General features: G+C 75.8%; 3 protein-coding genes. All 3 read right to left on the bottom strand.

Going from position 1 to position 20366, the window contains the following annotated elements; all coding sequences use genetic code 11:
* Positions 1–29: 29 nt before the first annotated feature.
* The 3 genes from J0910_RS20315 to J0910_RS20305 all read right to left on the bottom strand — a co-directional run bounded on the left by J0910_RS20315 (position 30) and on the right by J0910_RS20305 (position 20356).
* The gene (locus J0910_RS20315; RefSeq protein ID WP_474646601.1) at positions 30–4043 is read right to left on the bottom strand and encodes a type I polyketide synthase; all 4014 of its coding nucleotides are present in this window, start codon (positions 4041–4043) and stop codon (positions 30–32) included.
* 67 nt (positions 4044–4110) lie between these two features.
* A complete protein-coding gene (locus J0910_RS20310; RefSeq protein ID WP_420160134.1) occupies positions 4111–8946 on the bottom strand; it encodes a type I polyketide synthase in 4836 nt (1611 codons plus the stop codon).
* Between the two features lie 67 nt (positions 8947–9013).
* Positions 9014–20356 (bottom strand): SDR family NAD(P)-dependent oxidoreductase, encoded by an 11343-nt coding sequence (locus J0910_RS20305; RefSeq protein WP_420160133.1) that lies wholly within the window; start codon positions 20354–20356, stop codon positions 9014–9016.
* Between the last annotated feature and the right edge of the window lie 10 nt (positions 20357–20366).

The following is a 20366-nucleotide window of genomic DNA, read 5'->3' as shown; positions in this document are numbered from 1 at the left end:
GCGGACCGGGGGCGGGTGCTGCGGCGCGGTCAGCGCGACCGCAGCCACGCGTCCACCGCCCGAGCCAGGTCGGGGGCGTGCCGCTGCATCATCGTGAAGTGGTCGCCCGGGACGTCCGCGGCCTCGTGCGGCCCCTCCCACGACGCCCGCCAGTCGCCGCGCCCCGCCGGCCACGGGCCGAGCGGTTCGGAGGCCCGGAGCACGAGGACGGGCGCCGCGATCTCCGCCGGCTTCCAGTCGGACAGCAGCCGGGAGTAGGCGCCCATCGCGGTGAGCCGCACGTCGTCCATCGGGTCCAGCTCGCCGGCGAACATCCCCTCGCCCAGCAGGCGCCCCCAGGCGGCGATGGGCTCCTGGTGCCCCGGCGGGTAGGGGTCCACCAGCACCACCCCGGCCGCAGCGCGGCCGTGCCCGTGCTCGACCCGGCTCGCCAGCCCGTGCGCGAGCATCGCGCCCGCAGAGTGGCCGACCAGGACGAAGGGCGTGTCGCCCACCGCCCGCAGCAGGGCCTGCGCCTGCAGGTCCAGGACCGGTTCCAGGGCGCTCGGCAGCGGCTCCGGGGCGCCGTCCACCACCCGGTAGCCGGGCAGCGGCAGGGCCGACACCGGGTGGGCGCCGGGCAGCGCGTTGGCGAACCGGGCGAACTCCTGCGGGCCGCCGATCGCCGCCGACCCCGTGCACCCGATGATCACGGGCTCGGCGTCACCCCCGCTCAGCGGGGTGAGCCCCAGCGGCCGGGGGAACTCGTCGGGGGCGGAGAAGCGCGGGCGGAAGGACGCCGCGTCGGCGAGGAGGCCGACGAAGTCGGCGTAGCGGCCGGTGTCCAGGGCGGCCCGGAACAGGGGCCGCAGACCGGTACCGGGGGCGCCGGCGGCCGCGCCGGACAGGGCGGCGGCGCCGGGCTCGGCGGCCGCTCCGAGCGCGGCGGGATCCGGCCCCTCGTCCCCGGCCCCGGGCGTGTGCGCGGCCTGCCAGCCGACACGGGCGAGTTCGCCGCAGAGGTGCTCGGCGAGTTCGGCGACCGACGGATGGTCGAAGGCCGCGGTGGGCGCCAGGGCGATCCCGGTCGCCGCGGTGAGCCGCTTTCGCAGCTCCGACGCGGTGAGGGAGTCGTAGCCGATGTCCCGGAAGTTCTGGCCGTCGGACGGCCGCTCCTGCTCGCCGAGGCGCAGGACCGCGGCGGCGTGCCACCGGACGAGGTCGGAGACGAGGGCGCGGCGGTCCGCCTCGCCCAACTCGGGGAGCGCACCGAGGTCCCCGGGGAACAGGCCGCCGGCGGACCGGTCGGCGGCGGCTTCGCCCGCCGCCTCGATCCGCACCTCGGGCGCTCCGGCGGTGGACGTACTCAGCCAGTAGCGGTGGTGCCGGAAGGCGTAGGTGGGCAGGTCGACGGTTTTGGCGCCGGTGTTCGTGAAGAGGTTGGTCCAGTCGAGGTTCAGGCCGTTGGTCCAGGCTTCTCCTGCGGAGAGGAGGAGGCGGTCGAGTCCGCCCTCGTCTCTGCGCAGTGATCCGGTGGTGACCACGTCGTCGGGGAGCGCCATGAGCAGGATGGGGTGGGGGCTGGTCTCGATGAAGAAGAGGTGGCCCTGCTCCTTCAGCGTTTCCACTGCGGGGCCGAAGAGGACCGGTTCGCGCAGGTTGCGGTACCAGTAGTCGGCGTTCAGAGAAGAGGTGTCCTCGATCCAGGCGGCTTCGAGGGAGGAGAAGAATCTGATCGAAGAGGAACGCGGTTCGATGCCGGCGAGCAGTTCGCGCAGCTCGGTTTCGATGCGTTCGACGTGGGGGGAGTGGGAGGCGTAGTCCACCGGGACGCGGCGGGCGCGCAGTCCTGTCTCCTCGCATTCGGCGATGAGGCCGTCGAGAAGGTGTGCGTCGCCGGAGACGACGGTGGCGGCGGGGCCGTTGACCACGGCGATCGACAGCCCGGTCCGGGATCCGATGAGTTCTTCGACGTCATCGGCCGGTGCGGCGATGGAGACCATTCCGCCGGATCCGGCCAGGGCCTTGAGCGCCTGGGAGCGGAGGATGACGATGCGTGCGGCGTCTTCCAGGGAGAGGGCCCCGGCGACGCATGCGGCGGCGATCTCGCCTTGGGAGTGGCCCAGCACCGCATCCGGTTCCGCGCCCAGGGAGCGCCAGACGCGGGCCAGGCCGACCATCATCGCGAACAGGGCGGGCTGCACCACGTCGACCCGGTCGAGGGAGGCGGCGCCTTCGGTGCCGCGCAGCACGGCGGTCAGCGACCAGTCGACCAGCCCGGAGAAGGCCGCCTCACATTCGGCGATGGCTTCGGCGAAGACCGGAGAGGAGTCGAGCAGTTCGGCGCCCATGCCGATCCACTGGGAGCCCTGCCCGGGGAAGACGAACACCGTTCGCCCCCGACCTGCGACCGACCCGCGCACCCACTCCTCACCCTGGACCGACATGGCGCGGTGCTCGAAGACCGAGCGCCCGGTGGCCAGCGAGAAGCCCACGTCCACCGGGTCCAGTTCGGGGCGCTCCTCCAGGAAGCCCTCGAACCGGGTGAGCTGGGCGTCCAGAGCGCCCTCGCTCTTCGCGGAGAGCGGCCACGGAACCGGACCGTCCACCCGGTCGGCGCGGCGACCGGTTCCACCGGGAGCAGCGTCGCGGTCGGCGGCGTGCGCGGGGTCGGCCTCGCCCGCCTCCTCCACGATGACGTGGGCGTTGCTGCCGCTCACCCCGAAGGCCGAGACGCCGGCGCGGCGGGGACGCTCCCCGCGCGGCCAGGGCACCTGGTCCGTCAGCAGTTCGACCGCGCCCGCGTCCCAGTCGACCTCCGGGGTCGGTTCATCGACGTGCAGGGTCTTCGGCAGCACGCCGTTGCGCAGCGCCAGCACCATCTTGATCACCCCGGCGACGCCCGCCGCCGCCTGGGTGTGGCCGACGTTCGACTTCAGCGACCCCAGCCGCAGCGGATCCGAACCGCCGCGGTCGCGCCCGTAGGTGGCGAGCAGCGCCTGGGCCTCGATCGGATCGCCCAGCCGGGTCCCGGTGCCGTGCGCCTCGACCGCGTCCACGCCCGCCGCGGCGACCTGGGCGTCGGCCAGCGCGGCGCGGATCACCCGCTGCTGGGAGGGGCCGTTCGGCGCGGTCAGCCCGTTGGACGCGCCGTCCTGGTTGACCGCGCTCCCGCGCACCACCGCCAGCACCCGCCGCCCGCTGCGCCGCGCGTCGGACAGCCGCTCCACCGCGAGCAGGGCCACGCCCTCGCCCCACCCGAACCCGTCGGCCGCCGCCGCGAACGCCTTGCACCGCCCGTCGGCCGCCATCGCCCGCTGCCGGCTGAACTCGATGAAGGCGCCCGGTGTGGCCATCACCGAGACCCCGCCCACCAGCGCCATGTCGCACTCGCCGCTCCGCAGTGCCCGCACCGCCAGGTGGAGCGCCACCAGCGACGACGAGCACGCCGTGTCCACGGTCAGCGCCGGACCCTCCAGCCCCAGCGTGTAGGAGATGCGGCCCGACGCGACCGCCGAGGCGTTCCCCGTGACCAGGTACCCCTCGGTCTCCCGGGGCGCCCGGCGCGGGTCCGCCCCGTACGCCTGGTTGCCGACGCCCAGGTAGACGCCGGTCCTGGTGCCGCGCAGGGCGGCCGGGTCCAGGCCGGCCCGCTCGAACGCCTCCCAGGACGCCTCCAGCAGGATCCGCTGCTGGGGGTCCATGGCCAGCGCCTCGCGCGGCGAGATCCCGAAGAACGCGGCGTCGAACCCGCCGGCGTCGTCCAGGAACGCCCCGTGGCGGCCGTAGCTCTTACCGGAGGCGTCCGGATCCGGGTCGTACAGGGACTCGACGTCCCAGCCCCGGTCGTCCGGCATCTCCCCGACGGTGTCGCGGCCCTCGGCCAGCGCGCGCCACAGCTCCTCAGGCGTGTCGATCCCGCCGGCGAAGCGGCAGCTCATGCCGGTGATCGCGATCGGTTCGCGCCGGCGCTCCTCCTCGGCGCGCCGCTCGCCCTTCAGCTTCTCGTTCTCCTTCAGCGAGGCGCGCAACGCCTCGACCAGCTGCTCCTGGGACGTCGTCACCGGGGCCTCCGTGCATCGTCGGGTCGCGGGGGTCGGTCGTGGGCCGCGCCGGGGCGCGCGGACCCGGTCACGTGTCGGCTCCGCCGCCGGTTCCGCCGAGCGCCATCCGCACCAGGGAGTCGGCGTCCAAGGCGTCGATGTCGGGCCCATCGGAGTCGGCCGCGCCCTGCTCCCCGCCGGGCGGAGCGGCGGAGGGCGGGGGGCCTTCCGCCCCCTCCGCCAGCTCCAGGAGCCGGTCCAGCAGCCCCGCCTCGCGGAGCCGCTCGACGGGGATGCCGGCCAGGGCCTCCCGGATCCGGGCGTCCTCGGGGGAGTCCCCGCCCGCCCCGCCGCCGGGCACCAGCAGCTCGTGCAGGTGGGCGGCGAGTGCGCGCGGCGTCGGATGGTCGAAGACGAGCGTGGCGGGCAGCCGCCGCCCCGTGGCCGCGTTCATCCGGTTCCGCAGCTCGACCGCGGTGAGCGAATCGAACCCGATCTCCTTGAACGCCCGGTCCTCGCCCACCCGCGACGGCGACGCGTGCCCCAGTACGGCGGCGGCCTCCGCCCGCACGAGCTCGACCAGGGAGGACTCCCGCTCGCCGGCCGCCAGCGCGCCCAGCCGCTCCGCCAGGGAGGACGAGGGCGCCGAACCGTCCCGCGCCCCCTCCGCCCCGGCGCCGTCGAGGGCGCGGGCGGCCTCAGGAACCCCTCTGATCAGCCTGCTCGGGCGGCCCACCGTGAAGGCGCCGGCGAACCTCTCCCAGTCCACATCGGCGACGGCGACGAACGTCTCGTCGCGCGCGACCGCAGACCAGAGCGCGTCCGCCGCGGCCTCCGGGGGCATGGGGCGCACCCCGCGGCGGTGCCAGTACCCCTCGTCGGCCGCCTCGCCCATGCCGTCCCCGGCCCACAGGCCCCAGGCCACGCTCAGCGCGTGCTCGCCTGCGGCGCGCCGCCCCTCGGCCAGCGCGTCCAGGTAGGCGTTGGCGGCCGCATAGCCGGACTGTCCGCCGCTGCCCCACACACCGGCGTTGGACGAGAACAGCACGAACGCGTCGAGGCCGAGGCCGCGGGTGAGTTCGTCGAGGTGCCGGGCGCCGGCGGTCTTCGCGCGCAGGACCCGGTCGAGCGCGTCGCCGTCGAGCCCCACCAGCGGATCACCGCCGGGCACGCCCGCCGCGTGCACCACGGCGGAGAGGCGCGCATCACCGGCCCGGACCCGGTCGAGGAGGGCGGCGACCTGGTCGCGGTCGCCGACGTCGCAGGCGGCGGCGGTCACCTCAGCGCCCGCGGCCCGCAGCTCGGTGATCAGCCCGTCGGCGCCCGGCGTCTCGGCGCCGCGCCGGCCGACGAGCACCAGGCGGTGCACGCCCTCGGCGGCGAGCCGACGCGCGACATGCCCGCCGAGCGCCCCGAACGCGCCGGTGATCAGCACGGCCCCGGCCGCCCCCGGTGCGCCCGACAGCCGGGGCCCGGAACCGGGGACCGCACCCGAGGGGGCGCGGGTCAGGCGCCGGGCGAGCACGCCCGGGCCGCGGAGCGCGATCTGGTCCTCCTCGCCGCAGGCGCCGCCGAGGACCGCCGCAAACGCCTGCTCGGCCTCCTCGCCGGGGACGTCGGACAGGTCGACGGGCAGGTCGATGAGGCCGCCCCAGAGGTCGGGGTGTTCCAGGGCGGCGACGCGGCCCAGTCCCCACACCGCTGCCTGTGCGGGGTCGGGGGCGGGGTCGGTTCGGACGGCCGAGACCGCCCCGCGCGTCACACACCACAGCCGGGCGCCGAGCCCGGCGTCGACCGAGGCCTGGACGGCCGCGACCGCGGTGCGCACGCCGACCGGGACGGATGGGACGGAGGTGGGGCCCTCCTCCTGGTCACCGGCGGGGACCAGGAGGAGGACGCCGCTCACCGGCCCGGACGCCGCGGCCTCTCCCCGGCGCCGCGCGAGCGCGGCGCGGTCGGTGCCGGCGGCGTCGGACCGGAGGACCTCCGGGATGGCGCCGTAGGACTTCAGCAGGTCGGCGGCGGCCGCCGCGTCGGCGTCCCGAGCCCCGGGGGCGATGACGAGCCACCGGCCGGACGGGGCGGGACGCTCCGCCTCCGCGCCGGGATCGGCCGCGCGGGCGGGCGCGATCGGGGTCCAGGAGACCGTGTAGCGCCAGTCGTCCAGGGACGACCCGGAACGCCGGGGGGAGGGGACCGAGTCCAGCCAGTGGCGTTCGCGCTGGAAGGCGTAGGTGGGCAGGTCGACGGTCTTGGCGCCGGTGGCGTTGAACAGGTTGGCCCAGTCGATGGTGAGGCCGTTGGTCCAGGCTTCTCCGGCGGAGAGGAGGAGGCGGTGGAGTCCGCCTTCGTCGCGGCGCAGTGATCCGGTGCCCACGGTGTCGTCGGGGAGTGCCATGAGCAGGACGGGGTGGGGGCTGGTCTCGATGAAGAAGAGGTGGCCTTCGTTTTTCAGTGTTTCCACTGATGGGCCGAAGAGGACCGGTTCGCGCAGGTTGCGGTACCAGTAGTCGGCGTTCAGAGAAGAGGTGTCCTCGATCCAGTCGCCCTCCAGGGAGGAGAAGAACCGGACCGAAGAGGAACGCGGTTCGATGCCGGCGAGCAGTTCGCGCAGTTCGGTTTCGATGCGTTCGACGTGGGGGGAGTGGGAGGCGTAGTCCACTGGAACGCGGCGGGCGCGCAGGCCTGTCTCCTCGCATTCGGCGATGAGGCCGTCCAGCAGGTCGGCGTCGCCGGAGACGACGGTCGCGCTCGGGCCGTTGACCACCGCGATGGACAGCCCTTCCCGCCCTGCGATGATCTGTTCGACCTGGTCCTTGGGCGCGGCGATGGAGACCATCCCGCCGGACCCGGCCAGGACCTTGAGGGCCTGTGACCTGAGGATGACGACGCGTGCGGCGTCCTCCAAGGACAAGGCTCCTGCCACGTGGGCGGCGGCGATCTCGCCCTGGGAGTGGCCCAGCACCGCATCCGGTTCCACCCCGAGGGAGCGCCAGACCTTCGCCAGGCCGACCATCATCGCGAACAGCGCAGGCTGGACCACGTCGACCCGGTCCAGGGAGGCGGAGCCTTCGGTTCCGCGCAGGACGGCGGTCAGCGACCAGTCGACCAGCCCTGAGAAGGCCGCTTCGCATTCGTCGATGGCCTGGGCGAAGACGGGGGAGGAGTCGAGGAGTTCGGCGCCCATGCCGATCCACTGGGATCCCTGGCCGGGGAAGACGAACACGGTCTTGCCGGTCCCCGCGACCGAGCCGCGCACCCACTCCTGGCCTTGGACCGACATGGCGCGGTGCTCGAAGACCGAGCGGCCGGTCGCCAGCGAGAAGCCCACGTCCATCGGGTCCAGCCCCGGGTTCTCGGCCAGGAAGTTTCCCAGCCGCTCCACCTGGGCGCCGACGGACTCTTCGGTCTTCGCGGAGAGCGTCCACGGAACGGCGGACCCGAACGGGGCGGGAGCCGCTTCCCCGGTCTCCTCCGGCGCCTCGGCGGCTGCCGGGGGCTCCTCGATGATCACGTGGGCGTTGGTGCCGCTGATCCCGAACGACGACACCCCGAACCGGCGTGCCCGCCCGGCGTCCCCATCCTCCCCGGCGGGCCAGGGCACCTCCTCCGCCAGCACCTCGACCGCGCCCGCGTCCCAGTCGATCCGGGGTGAAGGCTCGTCCACGTGCAGGGTTCTCGGCAGCACGCCGCCGCGCAGCGCCATCACCATCTTGATCACCCCGGCGACGCCCGCGGCCCCCTGTGTGTGGCCGACGTTCGACTTCAGCGACCCGATCCGCAGCGCGCCGCGCCCGCCCCGGTCGCGCCCGTACGCCTCCTGGAGCGCCTGCACCTCGATCGGGTCGCCCAGCGGCGTCCCCGTCCCGTGCGCCTCCACCGCGTCCACGTCGGCCGGCTCCAACCGGGCGTCGGCCAGCGCGGCGCGGATCACCTTGCGCTGCGCGCGCCCGCTGGGCGCGGTCAGCCCGTTGGACGCGCCGTCCTGGTTGACCGCGCTGCCGCGCACCACCGCCAGCACCCGCCGCCCGCTGCGCCGCGCGTCCGACAGCCGCTCCACCAGCAGCGTCGCCGCCCCCTCCGCCGGCCCGAACCCGTCGGCGGCCGCCGCGAACGCCTTGCACCGGCCGTCCGGTGCGAGCCCGCGCTGCCTGCTGAACTGGACGAAGAGGTCCGGGTTGGGCATGACCGTGACGCCGCCGGCCAGCGCCATGTCGCACTCGCCGCCGCGCAGCGCCCGCACCGCCTGGTGCAGTGCCACCAGCGACGACGAGCAGGCGGTGTCCACGGTCACCGCGGGTCCGTCGAACCCCAGCGCGTAGGAGACCCGGCCGGCGACGAACCCGAGTGCGGCCCCGCTGACCAGGTGGCCTTCGAGGCCGGCGGGGGGTTCCTCCAGGCCGGCCCCGTAACCGGTGTGCCAGGCGCCCATGAAGACGCCGACCCGGCCGCCGCGCACCGAGCGCGGGACGATGCCGGCGCGTTCGATCGCCTCCCAGGCCAGGGTGAGGGAGAGCCGCTGCTGGGGGTCCATGGCCAGCGCCTCGCGCGGCGAGATCCCGAAGAACTCCGGGTCGAAGTCGGCCGCGCCGTCCAGGAACCCGCCGCTGCGGCAGTAGGTCCTCCCGGCGCTGTCCGGGTCGGGGTCGTACAGCGACTCGGCGTCCCAGCCCCGGTCGTCGGGGAATCCGGTGACGGCGTCGGTGCCGGAGGCGACGAGCCGCCACAGGTCTTCGGGGGACTCCACGCCGCCGGGCAGGCGGCAGGCCATGCCGGTGATCGCGACCGGCTCGTGGGCGCGGTCCTCCAGCTCCCGCACGCGCCGGCCGCTCTGCTGCAGCTCGGCCGTCACCCGCTTGAGGTATTCGCGCAGCCGCGCCTCGTTGCCGTTCGGGTTCTCCACGGTCCTCGCACCGTCCGTCACTCGGTTCCCGCCTCTTCCGTCGCCGCCGGGGGCCGCCGCCTTCTCCGCCATGCCGTCCGCCACCGCCTCACGCCCCGCCGAGCTGCCGGTCGATGAGGGCGAACAGGTCGTCGTCGGACGCCGAATCGAGGTCCTGCTCCGGTGCGCCGCCGTCCTCGCCCGCCGGCCCGCCCGGGGTCCCGTTCGGAGTCCCGTTCGCCGGTGCGGGCGCCCCGCCGGAGGCCGGACCGGCCGCGCCCAACCCGTCGGCGATCCGGCGCAGCCGCGCCGCGAGCGCGGCGCGGTCCCCGTCGCCCGGTGCGGCGGCCGCCAGATCGGCCTCGATGCGGTCGAGTTCGGCCAGGACGGCGGCGGCCCGCTCGCCTGCCTGCCCGCCGTCCCCGCCGCCCGCGTCCTCCGCGCCGCCCTCCGGCGCCAGCTCGGCGAGCAGGTGCTCGGCCAGCTCGGCGGGCGTCGGGTGGTCGAACACCAGCGTCGGCGGCAGCCGCAGCCCCGTCTCGGCGTTGAGCCGGTTCCGCAGCTCAACGGCGGTCAGCGAGTCGAAGCCCAGGTCCCGGAAGGCCCGGTCGCCGTCCAGCGGCTCGGACGGGGGCAGCCTGAGGACCGTCGCGACGTGGCCGCGCACCGCGGCCAGTACCGCGTCGGCGCGCTCACCGGGCTGCACCGCGGCGAGCCGCTCCCGCAGCCCGCCCGACGCCGGGCCGCCCGCCCCGGCGGCCTTCCTGCGGGACCGCGCCGGAGGCGCCGCCGCGAGCCCGCTGAGCAGAGGCGGGAGCATCCCGGCGGCGGCCTGGTCGCGCAGGGCCGCGCGATCCAACCCGATCGGCACCAGCACGGCCTCGTCCCTGGCGAGGGCCGCGTCGAGCAGCCCCAGCGCCTGGCCGGAGGGCATCGGAGCGGCCCCCGAGCGCGCCAGGCGCGCCCGGTCGGCCTCGCCGAGGCCGCCGGTCAGCCCGCTGGCCTCGGCCCACAGCCCCCACTCCAGGGAGAGGCCGGGCAGCCCGCGGGCCCGCCGGTGCACGGCGAGCGCGTCCAGGCAGGCGTTGGCCGCCGCGTAGACCCCCTGCCCGGCCCCGCCGAAGGAGGCGGCGGCCGAGGAGAACAGGACGAAGGCGGCCAGGTCGGCGCCGGCCGTCAGCTCGTGCAGGTGCAGGGCCGCGTCGGCCTTGGGTCGCAGCACCCGCGACGCCTGCTCCGGCGTCGCCGAAGCCACCGTCCCGTCGTCCAGCACGCCCGCGGCGTGCACGACCGCCGTGAGCGGGTGCCGCTCCGGAACGGAGCCCAGCAGCGCCGCGACCGCGTCCCGGTCCGAGACGTCGCAGGCGGCGACGGTGACCGACGCCCCCGCCTCCTCCAGCTCCGCGCGGAGCTCCCGGGCGCCGGGAGCGTCCTCGCCGCGCCTGCCGGCCAGCAGCAGCCGGCGCGCCCCGTGCTCGCGGACCAGGTGCCGGGCGATCAGCCCGCCGAGCGTCCCGGTGCCCCCGGTGACCAGCACGGTCCCCTCGGGGTCGATCCCGGCCGGGACGGTGAGCACCACCTTGCCGACGTGGCGGGCCTGGCTCACGTGCCGGAAGGCGTCCCGGGCGCGGCGCACGTCCCACGTCGAGACGGGCGGCAGGGCGAGCGCGCCGCTCTCGAAGAGCCCGAGGACCTCGGCCAGGATCTCGCCGATCCGCTCGGGGCCCGCCTCGCCGAGGTCGAACGCCCGGTAGGCGACGCCCGGGGCGTCCTCCGCGATCCGGTCGGCGTCCCGCACGTCGGTCTTGCCCATCTCGACGAACCGGCCGCCGGGCCCCAGCAGCCCCAGGGACGCGTCGACGAACTCGCGGGCCAGGGAGTTGAGGACCACGTCCACGGCGGGCCCGCCGTCCGCGGACCCGAACGCGCCGGCGAAGTCGAGCGTCCGCGAGGACGCCACGTGCCGCGCGTCGAGCCCCAGGCCGTGCAGCGCCTCCCACTTGCCGGGGCTCGCCGTGCCGAACACCTCCGCGCCCCAGTGCCGGGCGAGCTGCACCGCGGCCATCCCGACGCCGCCCGCCGCCGCGTGCACCAGCAGCCGCTCGCCGGCCTTCAGACCGGCGAGGTCCCGCAGCGCGTAGTAGGCGGTGGTGAAGGCGACCGGGACCGAGGCGGCCTCCGCGAACGTCCACCCGTCGGGGATGCGGGCCAGCCGGCGGCCGTCGGCGACGACGTACGGCCCGTAGGCCCCGCTCAGCACGCCCATGACGCGGTCGCCCGGGGCCAGGCCCGCGGTACCGGGCCCCACCTCGGTGACGATCCCGGCCCCCTCGGTGCCCATCACCGCGGGATCGGGGTACATGCCCAGCGCGATGAGGACGTCGCGGAAGTTCAGGCCGACCGCCCGCACGGCGATCCGGACCTCCCCCGGGCGCAGCGGGGCGTCGAGGGCCCCGGGGTCGGCGGCCAGCGCCAGCCCCTCCAGGGTCCCGCCGCTCGCGGAGGCCCCCGGCTGCAGCCGCCAGGACCGCATCCCCGGCGGCGGGACCAGCGGCGCCCCGGCGGCCGCCGCCGGGGCGGCGGCGGAGGCCAGACGCGGGACGAGCGGCACCCCGCCGCGCAGCGCGACCTGCGGCTCGCCGGCGGCCGAAGCCGCGGCGACGGCGGAGGCGACGGCCGCGTGCGAGGCGTCGGCGTCGTCCACGTCCACCAGCAGGATCCTGTCCGGGTTCTCCGCCTGGGCCGACCGGACCAGGCCCCACACGGCGGCGAGCGCCGGGGCCGCGACGCCCTCGCTCTCGCCCGCGCCCGCGTCGGCGGCGACGGCGCCGCGGGTGGCGATCACCAGCCGCGAATCGGCGAACCGCTCCTCGGCCAGCCAGCCCTGCACCAGGGTGAGGGCGGCGTGCACGGCGCCGTGCACGGACTCCGCCGAGGGCGCCGCGGTCCGCGCCCCCGGCGCGCCGCACGCGTCGGTGAGCGGCGCGACGACGAACGGAGGGACGGCCCCGCCCGCAGTGCCGGCGGCGGCCGCCAGCGCGGCCAGGTCGGCGTGGGCGGCGACGTCGTGCCCGGCCGCCTCCAGCGATGCGGCGACCTTGTAGTCGTCGGCGCCGACCACGGCCCACCGGGACGGCCCGCCGCCCCCGGAGCCGGTACCGGGCTCGGCCGGCGCCTGCGGCCGCCATTCCACCCGGAACAGCGCGTCGTCCGCCCCACCGCCTCCGGGACCGCCCAGCGACGCGGCGTCGACCGGGCGGACGGTCAGGGACTCCGCCGAGAGCACCGGCTGCCCGGCGGCGTCGGCGGCCTCGATCGAGACCCCGTCGGCGCCGGACCGCGCGATGCGGACGCGCAGCACCGAGGCGCCGACCGCGTGCAGGGCGACGTTGCGCCACGCGAAAGGCAGCCGGATCGCCCCGTCGCCCCCGCCGAGCAGGGGAGCGGCGCCCGGCCCGTCCGCGCCGCCGACCGGGGCCGTGTCGGCCGGGGCGGCCTCGGCCTCCAGCCCGCCCGCCTGTACCGCCGCGTCGAGGAGCGCGGGGTGCAGCCCGAACTCGCCGGCGGCGTCCGCTGCGGTGTCCGGCAGCGCGACCTCCGCGAAGACCTCGCCGCCGCGCCGCCACGCGGCTCGGACGCCGCGGAACTCGGGGCCGTAGGAGTACCCGCGCTCGGCCAGGCGCTCGTAGACCCCGTCCAGCGGGAGGGGCGCGGCGTCCGCCGGAGGCCAGGCCGCCAGAGCGGGGGGAGGAGACGCGTCCGCACCGGAACCGGCGGCGAGGACGCCGCTCGCGTGCCGGGTCCACGGCGAGCCCTCCGGCGCGTCCTGGAGGCGGGAGTGCAGCTCGAAGGGGCGCAGCCCGTCCTCGCCGGCCGCCTCCACGGAGAGCTGCAGGCGCACGGCCCCCTGCTCGGGCAGGACGAGCGGCGCGCCCAGGGTCAGCTCCTCCACCACCTCGCACCCGGTGCGCTCGGCGGCGTGCAGGGCCAGCTCCAGGAAGGCCGTTCCGGGCAGCAGGACGGTCCCGGCGACCGCGTGCGATGCGAGCCACGGGTGGCTCCGCAGGGAGAGGCGCCCGGTGAGCAGGAGGGCACCGGTCTCCGCCACCTCCACGGCGGCGCCGAGCAGCGGGTGGGCGTCGGCGCCGAGCCCGGCCGAGGAGACGTCGACGGCATCGCGGCGCAGTCCGTCCGGCCAGTAGCGGCGGCGTTGGAAGGCGTAGGTGGGTAGGTCGACGGTTTTGGCGCCGGTGTTTGTGAAGAGGTTGGCCCAGTCGATGGTGAGGCCGTTGGTCCAGGCTTCTCCGGCGGAGAGGAGGAGGCGGTGGAGTCCGCCTTCGTCGCGGCGCAGTGATCCGGTGCCGGCGGTGTCGTCGGGGAGCGCCATCAGCAGCACGGGGTGCGGGCTGGCTTCGACGAAGAAGAGGTGGCCCTGCTCCTTCAGCGCCTCCACGGAGGGCCCGAAGAGGACGGGGTGGCGCAGGTTGCGGTACCAGTAGTCGGCATCGAGGACGGAGGTGTCCTCGATCCAGTCGCCTTCCAGCGAGGAGAAGAAGGGGATGTCGGAGCGGCGCGGCTTGAGCCCGGCGAGCAGTTCGCGCAGTTCGGTCTCGATCCGCTCCACATGGGCGGAGTGGGAGGCGTAGTCGACGGGGACGCGTCGGGCGCGGAGGTCGGCGTTCTCACATTCGGCGACGAGGTCGTCGAGGAGGTGGGCGTCGCCGGAGACGACGGTGGCGCCGGGGCCGTTGACCACCGCGATGGACAGCCCGTTGTTGTCCTGGATGATCTGCTCGACCTGGTCCTTGGGTGCGGCGATGGAGACCATGCCGCCCGATCCGGCCAGGGCTTTGAGCGCCTGGGAGCGGAGGATGACCACACGGGCGGCGTCCTCCGGCGAGAGCGCTCCGGCGACGCATGCGGCGGCGATCTCGCCCTGGGAGTGGCCCAGCACCGCGTCCGGCTTCACCCCGAGGGACCGCCAGACCTCGGCCAGTCCGACCATCATGGCGAACAGGGCCGGCTGGACCACATCGACCCGGTCCAGGGAGGCGGAGCCTTCGGTGCCGCGCAGCACGTCGGTGAGCGACCAGTCGACCAGACCGGAGAACGCGGTCTCGCATTCGTCGATGGCCTGGGCGAAGACCGGGGAGGAGTCCAGCAGTTCGGCGCCCATGCCGATCCACTGGGATCCCTGGCCGGGGAAGACGAACACCGTCCGCCCCTGGCCCGCGACCGAGCCGCGGATCCAATCGCTGCTCGGCCGCCCACTCTCTCCGGCCAGGGCGAAGGCCCGGTGCTCGAAGACCGAGCGCCCGGTGGCCAGCGAGAACCCCACGTCCACCGGGTCCAGGTCCGCGCGCTCCTCCAGGAAGCCCTCGAACCGGGCGAGCTGGGCGTCCAACGCTCCCGAAGTCGCCCCCGACACCAGGAGCGGAACGGCCGGGAGGGCGGGGGCGCTTCCATCCTCCGTCTCCTCCGAGGCGGAGGCCGGGGCGCCGCCCTCAGCGCCGCCGTCGGTGCTGCCGTCTTCGGCGGCCTCTTGCGGCGCCTCCTCGATGATCACGTGGGCGTTGGTGCCGCTGATCCCGAACGAGGAGACGCCGAACCGGCGCGCCCGGCCGGCGTCTCCGTCCTGCCCGGCGGGCCAGGGCATCTCCTCCGTCAGCAGTTCGACCGCGCCCGCGTCCCAGTCGACCTCGGGAGTGGGCTCGTCCACGTGCAGGGTCTTCGGCAGCACGCCGTTGCGCAGCGCCATCACCATCTTCATCACCCCGGCGACGCCGGCGGCGGCCTGGGTGTGCCCGATGTTCGACTTCAGCGACCCCAGCCGGAGCGGACCGGCGTCCCCGCGCCCGCGCCCGTAGGTGGCGAGCAGTGCCTGGGCCTCGATCGGGTCGCCGAGCCGGGTGCCGGTGCCGTGCGCCTCGACCGCGTCCACGTCGCCGGGGGCGAGCCCCGCGTCGGCCAGCGCGGCGCGGATCACCCGCTGCTGGGAGGGTCCGTTCGGCGCGGTCAGCCCGTTGGACGCGCCGTCCTGGTTGGTCGCGCTGCCGCGTACCACCGCCAGCACCTTGTGCCCGTTGCGGCGTGCGTCCGACAGCCGCTCCACCAGCAGCATCCCGACCCCCTCGGCCAGGGCGAACCCGTCGGCCGCGGCGGCGAACGCCTTGGAGCGCCCGTCCTCGGAGAGCCCGCGCTGGCGGCTGAACTCCATGAAGATGTCGGGAGTGGACATGACGGTGACCCCGCCGGCGAGCGCCATGTCGCACTCGCCGCTCCGCAGCGCCTGCACCGCCAGGTGGAGCGCCACCAGCGACGACGAGCACGCCGTGTCCACGGTCAGCGCCGGGCCCTCGAACCCGAGCGTGTAGGAGACCCGGCCGGACATGACGCTGGACCCGTTTCCGGTGCCGACATAGCCCTCCAGCTCCCGGGGCGGGTCCTGCAGCAGCGGGGCGTAGTGCTGCCCGTTGGTGCCCGCGAAGACGCCGACCGGGCGGCCGCGCATCTCCTCGGGGACCACGCCCGCGCGTTCGAGCGCCTCCCAGGAGGTCTCCAGCAGCAGGCGGTGCTGCGGGTCCATGGCCAGCGCCTCGCGCGGCGAGATCCCGAAGAACGCCGGGTCGAACCCGGCCGCATCGTCGAGGAACCCGCCGGCCCGAACGTAGGTGCGGCCGGGCGCGTCGGGATCGGGGTCGTAAATGCCCTCCAGGTCCCATCCCCGGTCGCCGGGCATCGGGGTGATGGCGTCCCCGCCCCCGGCCACCAGCCGCCACAGCGCCTCCGGAGAGCCGACGCCGCCGGGGAACCGGCACGCCATGCCGACGATCACCACGGGGTCGTCGTCCGCCCCCGCGGCCGCGGAGCGGCGCCGCGCACCCTCGTCGGCGGCCTCACCGTCCCCGGAGACGAGGGTGAGCAGGTGGTCGGCGAGCACGACCGGGGTCGGGTAGTCGAAGACGAGCGTGGCCGGGAGCGTCAGACCCGTGGCGGCCTTGAGCCGGTTGCGCAGCTCGACCGCGGTCAGCGAGTCGAACCCCAGCTCGCGGAAGGCCCGGGACGTGTCCACGGCCTCGGGCGAGGCGTGGTCGAGGACGGCGGCGAGCTGGCCCCGGACCAGGGCCAGCACCTCCCGGCGGCGGTCCGCCTCCGACCTGCCGGCCAGCCGCTCCGCGAGCGGGGAGGCGGACCCTGCGGCACCGCCCGCGCCCCCCGCGCCGGCGTCGACGGCCCGGCGCGCCTCGGGGACGTCGGCGAGCAGCGGGCTCGGCCGGGCGGAGGTGAAACCGGGCGCGAACCGCTCCCAGTCGACGTCGGCGATGACGGTGAAGGCCAGGCCGTGCTCGACCGTCCTGCGCAGCGCCTCGACGGCGGCGTCCGAGCGCAGCGGGCGGATGCCGAGCCTGCGCAGGCGCTCCCCTTCGGCGCCGGTGGTGGCCGGCCCGCCCTCCCACGGGCTCCAGGCGATGGAGGCGGCGGGGAGGCCCGCGGCGCGCATCCCCTCGGCGAGCGCGTCGACGGCGGCGGCCCCGGCGGCGTAGGCGCCCTGGCCGGCCCCTCCCCAGAGTCCGACGATGGACGAGAACAGCACCACCGAGTGCAGGCCGGAGTCCTCGCCGCGGTCGCGGCGCTCCACCAGCAGCGCCGCGAGGTTCGCCGCGCCCGCCGCCTTCTCGGCCATGACCGCGCCGAGCAGGTCGGCACCGGTGTCCAGGAGGGCGGCGGCGCGGACGAGCGGCGGCGCGTGGACCACCGACACCAGCGGAGAGTCGGCAGGGACGGAGTCGAGGACGGCGGCCGCCGCATCGGGGTCGGCGAGGTCGCGGTGGACGACGGTGACGCGGGCGCCGTCCTCCTCCAGTTCGGCGGTGAGTCCGTCAGGGACGTCGGCGCCCGGGGGAACCGGGAGCAGCAGGTGCCGCGCCCCCTCGCGGGCCAGGCTCCGGGCGACGTCGGCCCCTGAGGGGTCGTCGGCGCCGGAGACCAGGACGGTGCCGTCCAGGTCCCGGTCGCGGTCCGGGCGCCGACCGGACAGGGGCGCCCGGGACAGCCTGCGCACCAGGGCTCCGGAGCGGCGCACGGCGACCTGGTCCTCGCCGGCGCCGTAGGCCCCGCAGAGCACGGCCGCCAGGACATCGCGGACCTCGGTGCCGGCGGCGTCGCCCTGCTCTTCCCCGCCGGCCCGGCGGGGCAGGTCGATGAGGCCGCCCCAGAGGTCGGGGTGTTCCAGGGCGGCGACGCGGCCCAGGCCCCACACCGCTGCCTGTGCGGGGTCGGGGGCGGGGTCGGTTCGGACGGCCGAGACCGCCCCGCGCGTCACACACCACAGCCGCCCGGGGGCGGAGACGTCGGAGAGCGTCTGGAGGAGGGCGAGGGTGCGGGCCGCGGCAGTGCTGGAGGGGCGGGCGCCGGCGGCCTCCGCCGTGTCTCCGCCGTCATCGGAGCCGGTGAGGGCGAGCAGCGAGACGACCCCGGCCGGGGCGCCTCCGGCCTCGCCGGAACCGGCGGCCGCCGAGGCCAGCGTCTCGGCGAGGGAGGCCCGATCCGCATCGGCGGGGACGCCGACGGGGACCGTCCGCGCGCCGGACGCTTCGAGGGCGGCGCGGACGGCGTCGATGCCGGTGCCCTCGGGGTCGCCGGCGGCGGGGTGGACCAGAAGCCAGGTACCGGAGAGCCCGGCCGTCCCGGAGGACGGGCGGGGCGGGCGCTTCCACTCGATCGTGTACCGCTGGTCGTCCTCGGGGGACCGCTGCGCGGCCCGTCCGGCGTCGAGCCAGTAGCGTTCGCGCTGGAAGGCGTAGGTGGGCAGGTCGATCGTCTGGGCGCCGGTGTTTGCGAAGAGGTTGGTCCAGTCGACGTTCAGGCCGTTGGTCCAGGCTTCTCCTGCGGAGAGGAGGAGGCGGTGGAGTCCGCCCTCGTCGCGGCGGAGCGACCCCGTTCCCACGGTGTCGTCGGGGAGCGCCATGAGGAGGACGGGGTGGGGGCTGGCCTCGATGAAGAAGAGGTGGCCTTCGTTCTTCAGTGTTTCCACTGCGGGGCCGAAGAGGACCGGTTCGCGCAGGTTGCGGTACCAGTAGTCGGGGCCCAGAGCCGTCGTGTCCTCGATCCAGGCGCCCTCCAGCGAGGAGAAGAAGGCGACGTTGGCGCGGCGCGGCCGGATCCCCGCGAGCACCTGGCACAGCTCGTCTTGGATGCGTTCGACGTGGGGGGAGTGGGAAGCGTAGTCGACGGGGACGCGGCGGGCGCGGAGTCCTGCGGTCTCGCATTCGGCGGTGAGGCCGTCCAGCAGGTCGGCGTCGCCGGAGACGACGGTGGCGGCGGGGCCGTTGACCACGGCGATCGACAGCCCGGTCCGGGATCCGATGAGTTCTTCGACGTCATCGGCCGGTGCGGCGATGGAGACCATTCCGCCGGATCCGGCGAGCGCGCGCAGTGCCTGTGATCTCAGGATGACGATGCGTGCGGCGTCTTCCAGGGAGAGGGCTCCGGCGACGCAGGCGGCGGCGATCTCGCCTTGGGAGTGTCCCAGAACCGCATCCGGTTCCACGCCCAGGGAGCGCCAGACCTCGGCCAGTCCGATCATGGTGGCGAACAGGGCGGGCTGGACCACGTCGACCCGGTCGAGGGAGGCGGCGCCTTCGGTTCCGCGCAGGACGGCGGTGAGCGACCAGTCGACCAGCCCTGAGAAGGCCGCCTCACATTCGGCGATGGCTTCGGCGAAGACCGGAGAGGAGTCGAGCAGTTCGGCGCCCATGCCGAGCCACTGGGAGCCCTGCCCGGGGAAGACGAACACCGTCCGCCCCCGGCCCGCGACCGAGCCGCGCACCCACTCTTCGCCTTGGACCGACATGGCGCGGTGCTCGAAGACCGAGCGCCCGGTGGCCAGGGAGAAGCCCACGTCGACCGGGTCCAGGCCCGGGTTCTCGGCCAGGAAGTTCCCGAGCCGCTCCACCTGGGCATCCCGGGCGTCCGCGCTGCGGGCGGAGAGGATCCACGGAACCGCGGAGGGGACGGTACCCCGCTCTTCCGGTCCGGGCTCCGGAGCGGTGGACGGCTCCTCCACGATGACGTGGGCGTTGGTGCCGCTGACGCCGAACGACGACACCCCGAACCGGCGCGGCCGCCCGGTGCCTCCGTCGTCCCCGGCGGGCCAGGGCACCTCCTCCGTCAGCAGCTCGACCTCGCCCGCGTCCCAGTCGACCTCGGGAGTGGGCTCGTCCACGTGCAGGGTCTTCGGCAGCACGCCGCCGCGCAGCGCCATCACCATCTTGATGAGTCCGGCGACGCCCGCCGCCGCCTGGGTGTGGCCGACGTTCGACTTCAGCGACCCCAGCCGGAGCGGCGCCCCCTCCCGCTCCCGCCCGTAGGTGGCGAGCAGCGCCTGGGCCTCGATCGGGTCGCCCAGCCGGGTGCCCGTCCCATGGGCCTCGACCGCGTCCACGTCACCGGCGGAGAGCCCCGCGTCCGCGAGCGCGGCCCGGATCACCCGCTGCTGGGAGGGGCCGTTCGGCGCGGTCAGCCCGCTACTGGCGCCGTCCTGGTTGACCGCGCTGCCGCGCACCACCGCCAGCACCTCGTGCCCGTTGCGGCGTGCGTCCGACAGCCGCTCCACCAGCAGCATCGACGCGCCCTCGGACCAGCTCGTGCCGTCCGCACCGGCGGCGAACGACTTGCACCGGCCGTCCGGTGCGAGCCCGCGCTGCCTGCTGAACTCGATGAAGGTGTCCGGCGTGGCCATGACCGCGACGCCGCCGGCCAGCGCCATGTCGCACTCGCCGTTCCGCAGCGCCTGCACCGCCAGGTGGAGCGCCACCAGTGACGACGAGCACGCCGTGTCCACGGTGACCGCCGGGCCCTCCAGCCCCAGCGTGTAGGAGATGCGGCCCGAGGCCACGCTCCCGGAGTTCCCGGTGCCCAGGTAGCCCTCGACGCCCTCGGGAACCCCGTTCAGCCGTGCCGCGTAGTCGTGGTACATGACGCCGGCGAACACGCCCGCGCGGGTGCCGCGCGCGGAGGCGACGGGGATGCCGGCCCGCTCGAACGCCTCCCAGGAGACCTCCAGCAGGAGCCGCTGCTGGGGGTCCATGGCCAGCGCCTCGCGCGGCGAGATCCCGAACACCCCGGGGTCGAAGTCGGCGGCGCCGTGCAGGAACCCGGCCTCCCGGACGTAGCTGGTGCCCGGGGCGTCGGGGTCGGGGTCGTAGAGGGCGCCCAGGTCCCAGCCCCGGTCGTCGGGGAAGCCGGTGATGGCGTCGGTGCCGGAGGCGACGAGCCGCCACAGGTCCTCGGGGGACTCCACGCCGCCGGGCAGGCGGCAGGCCATGCCGACCACCGCGACCGGCTCGTGGGCGCGGTCCTGCAGCTCGCGAACCTGCCCGCGGGCCTCCTTGAGGTCGGCGGTCGCCCGCCGCAGGTACTCGAGCAGCTTCTCTTCGTTCACCGTTGACACGCCGTCCCCC

Origin of the sequence: Nocardiopsis oceanisediminis (assembly GCF_048595525.1) — a bacterium.
GTDB lineage: Bacteria > Actinomycetota > Actinomycetes > Streptosporangiales > Streptosporangiaceae > Nocardiopsis_A > Nocardiopsis_A oceanisediminis.
This window is presented reverse-complemented; position numbering and strand designations above follow the sequence as displayed.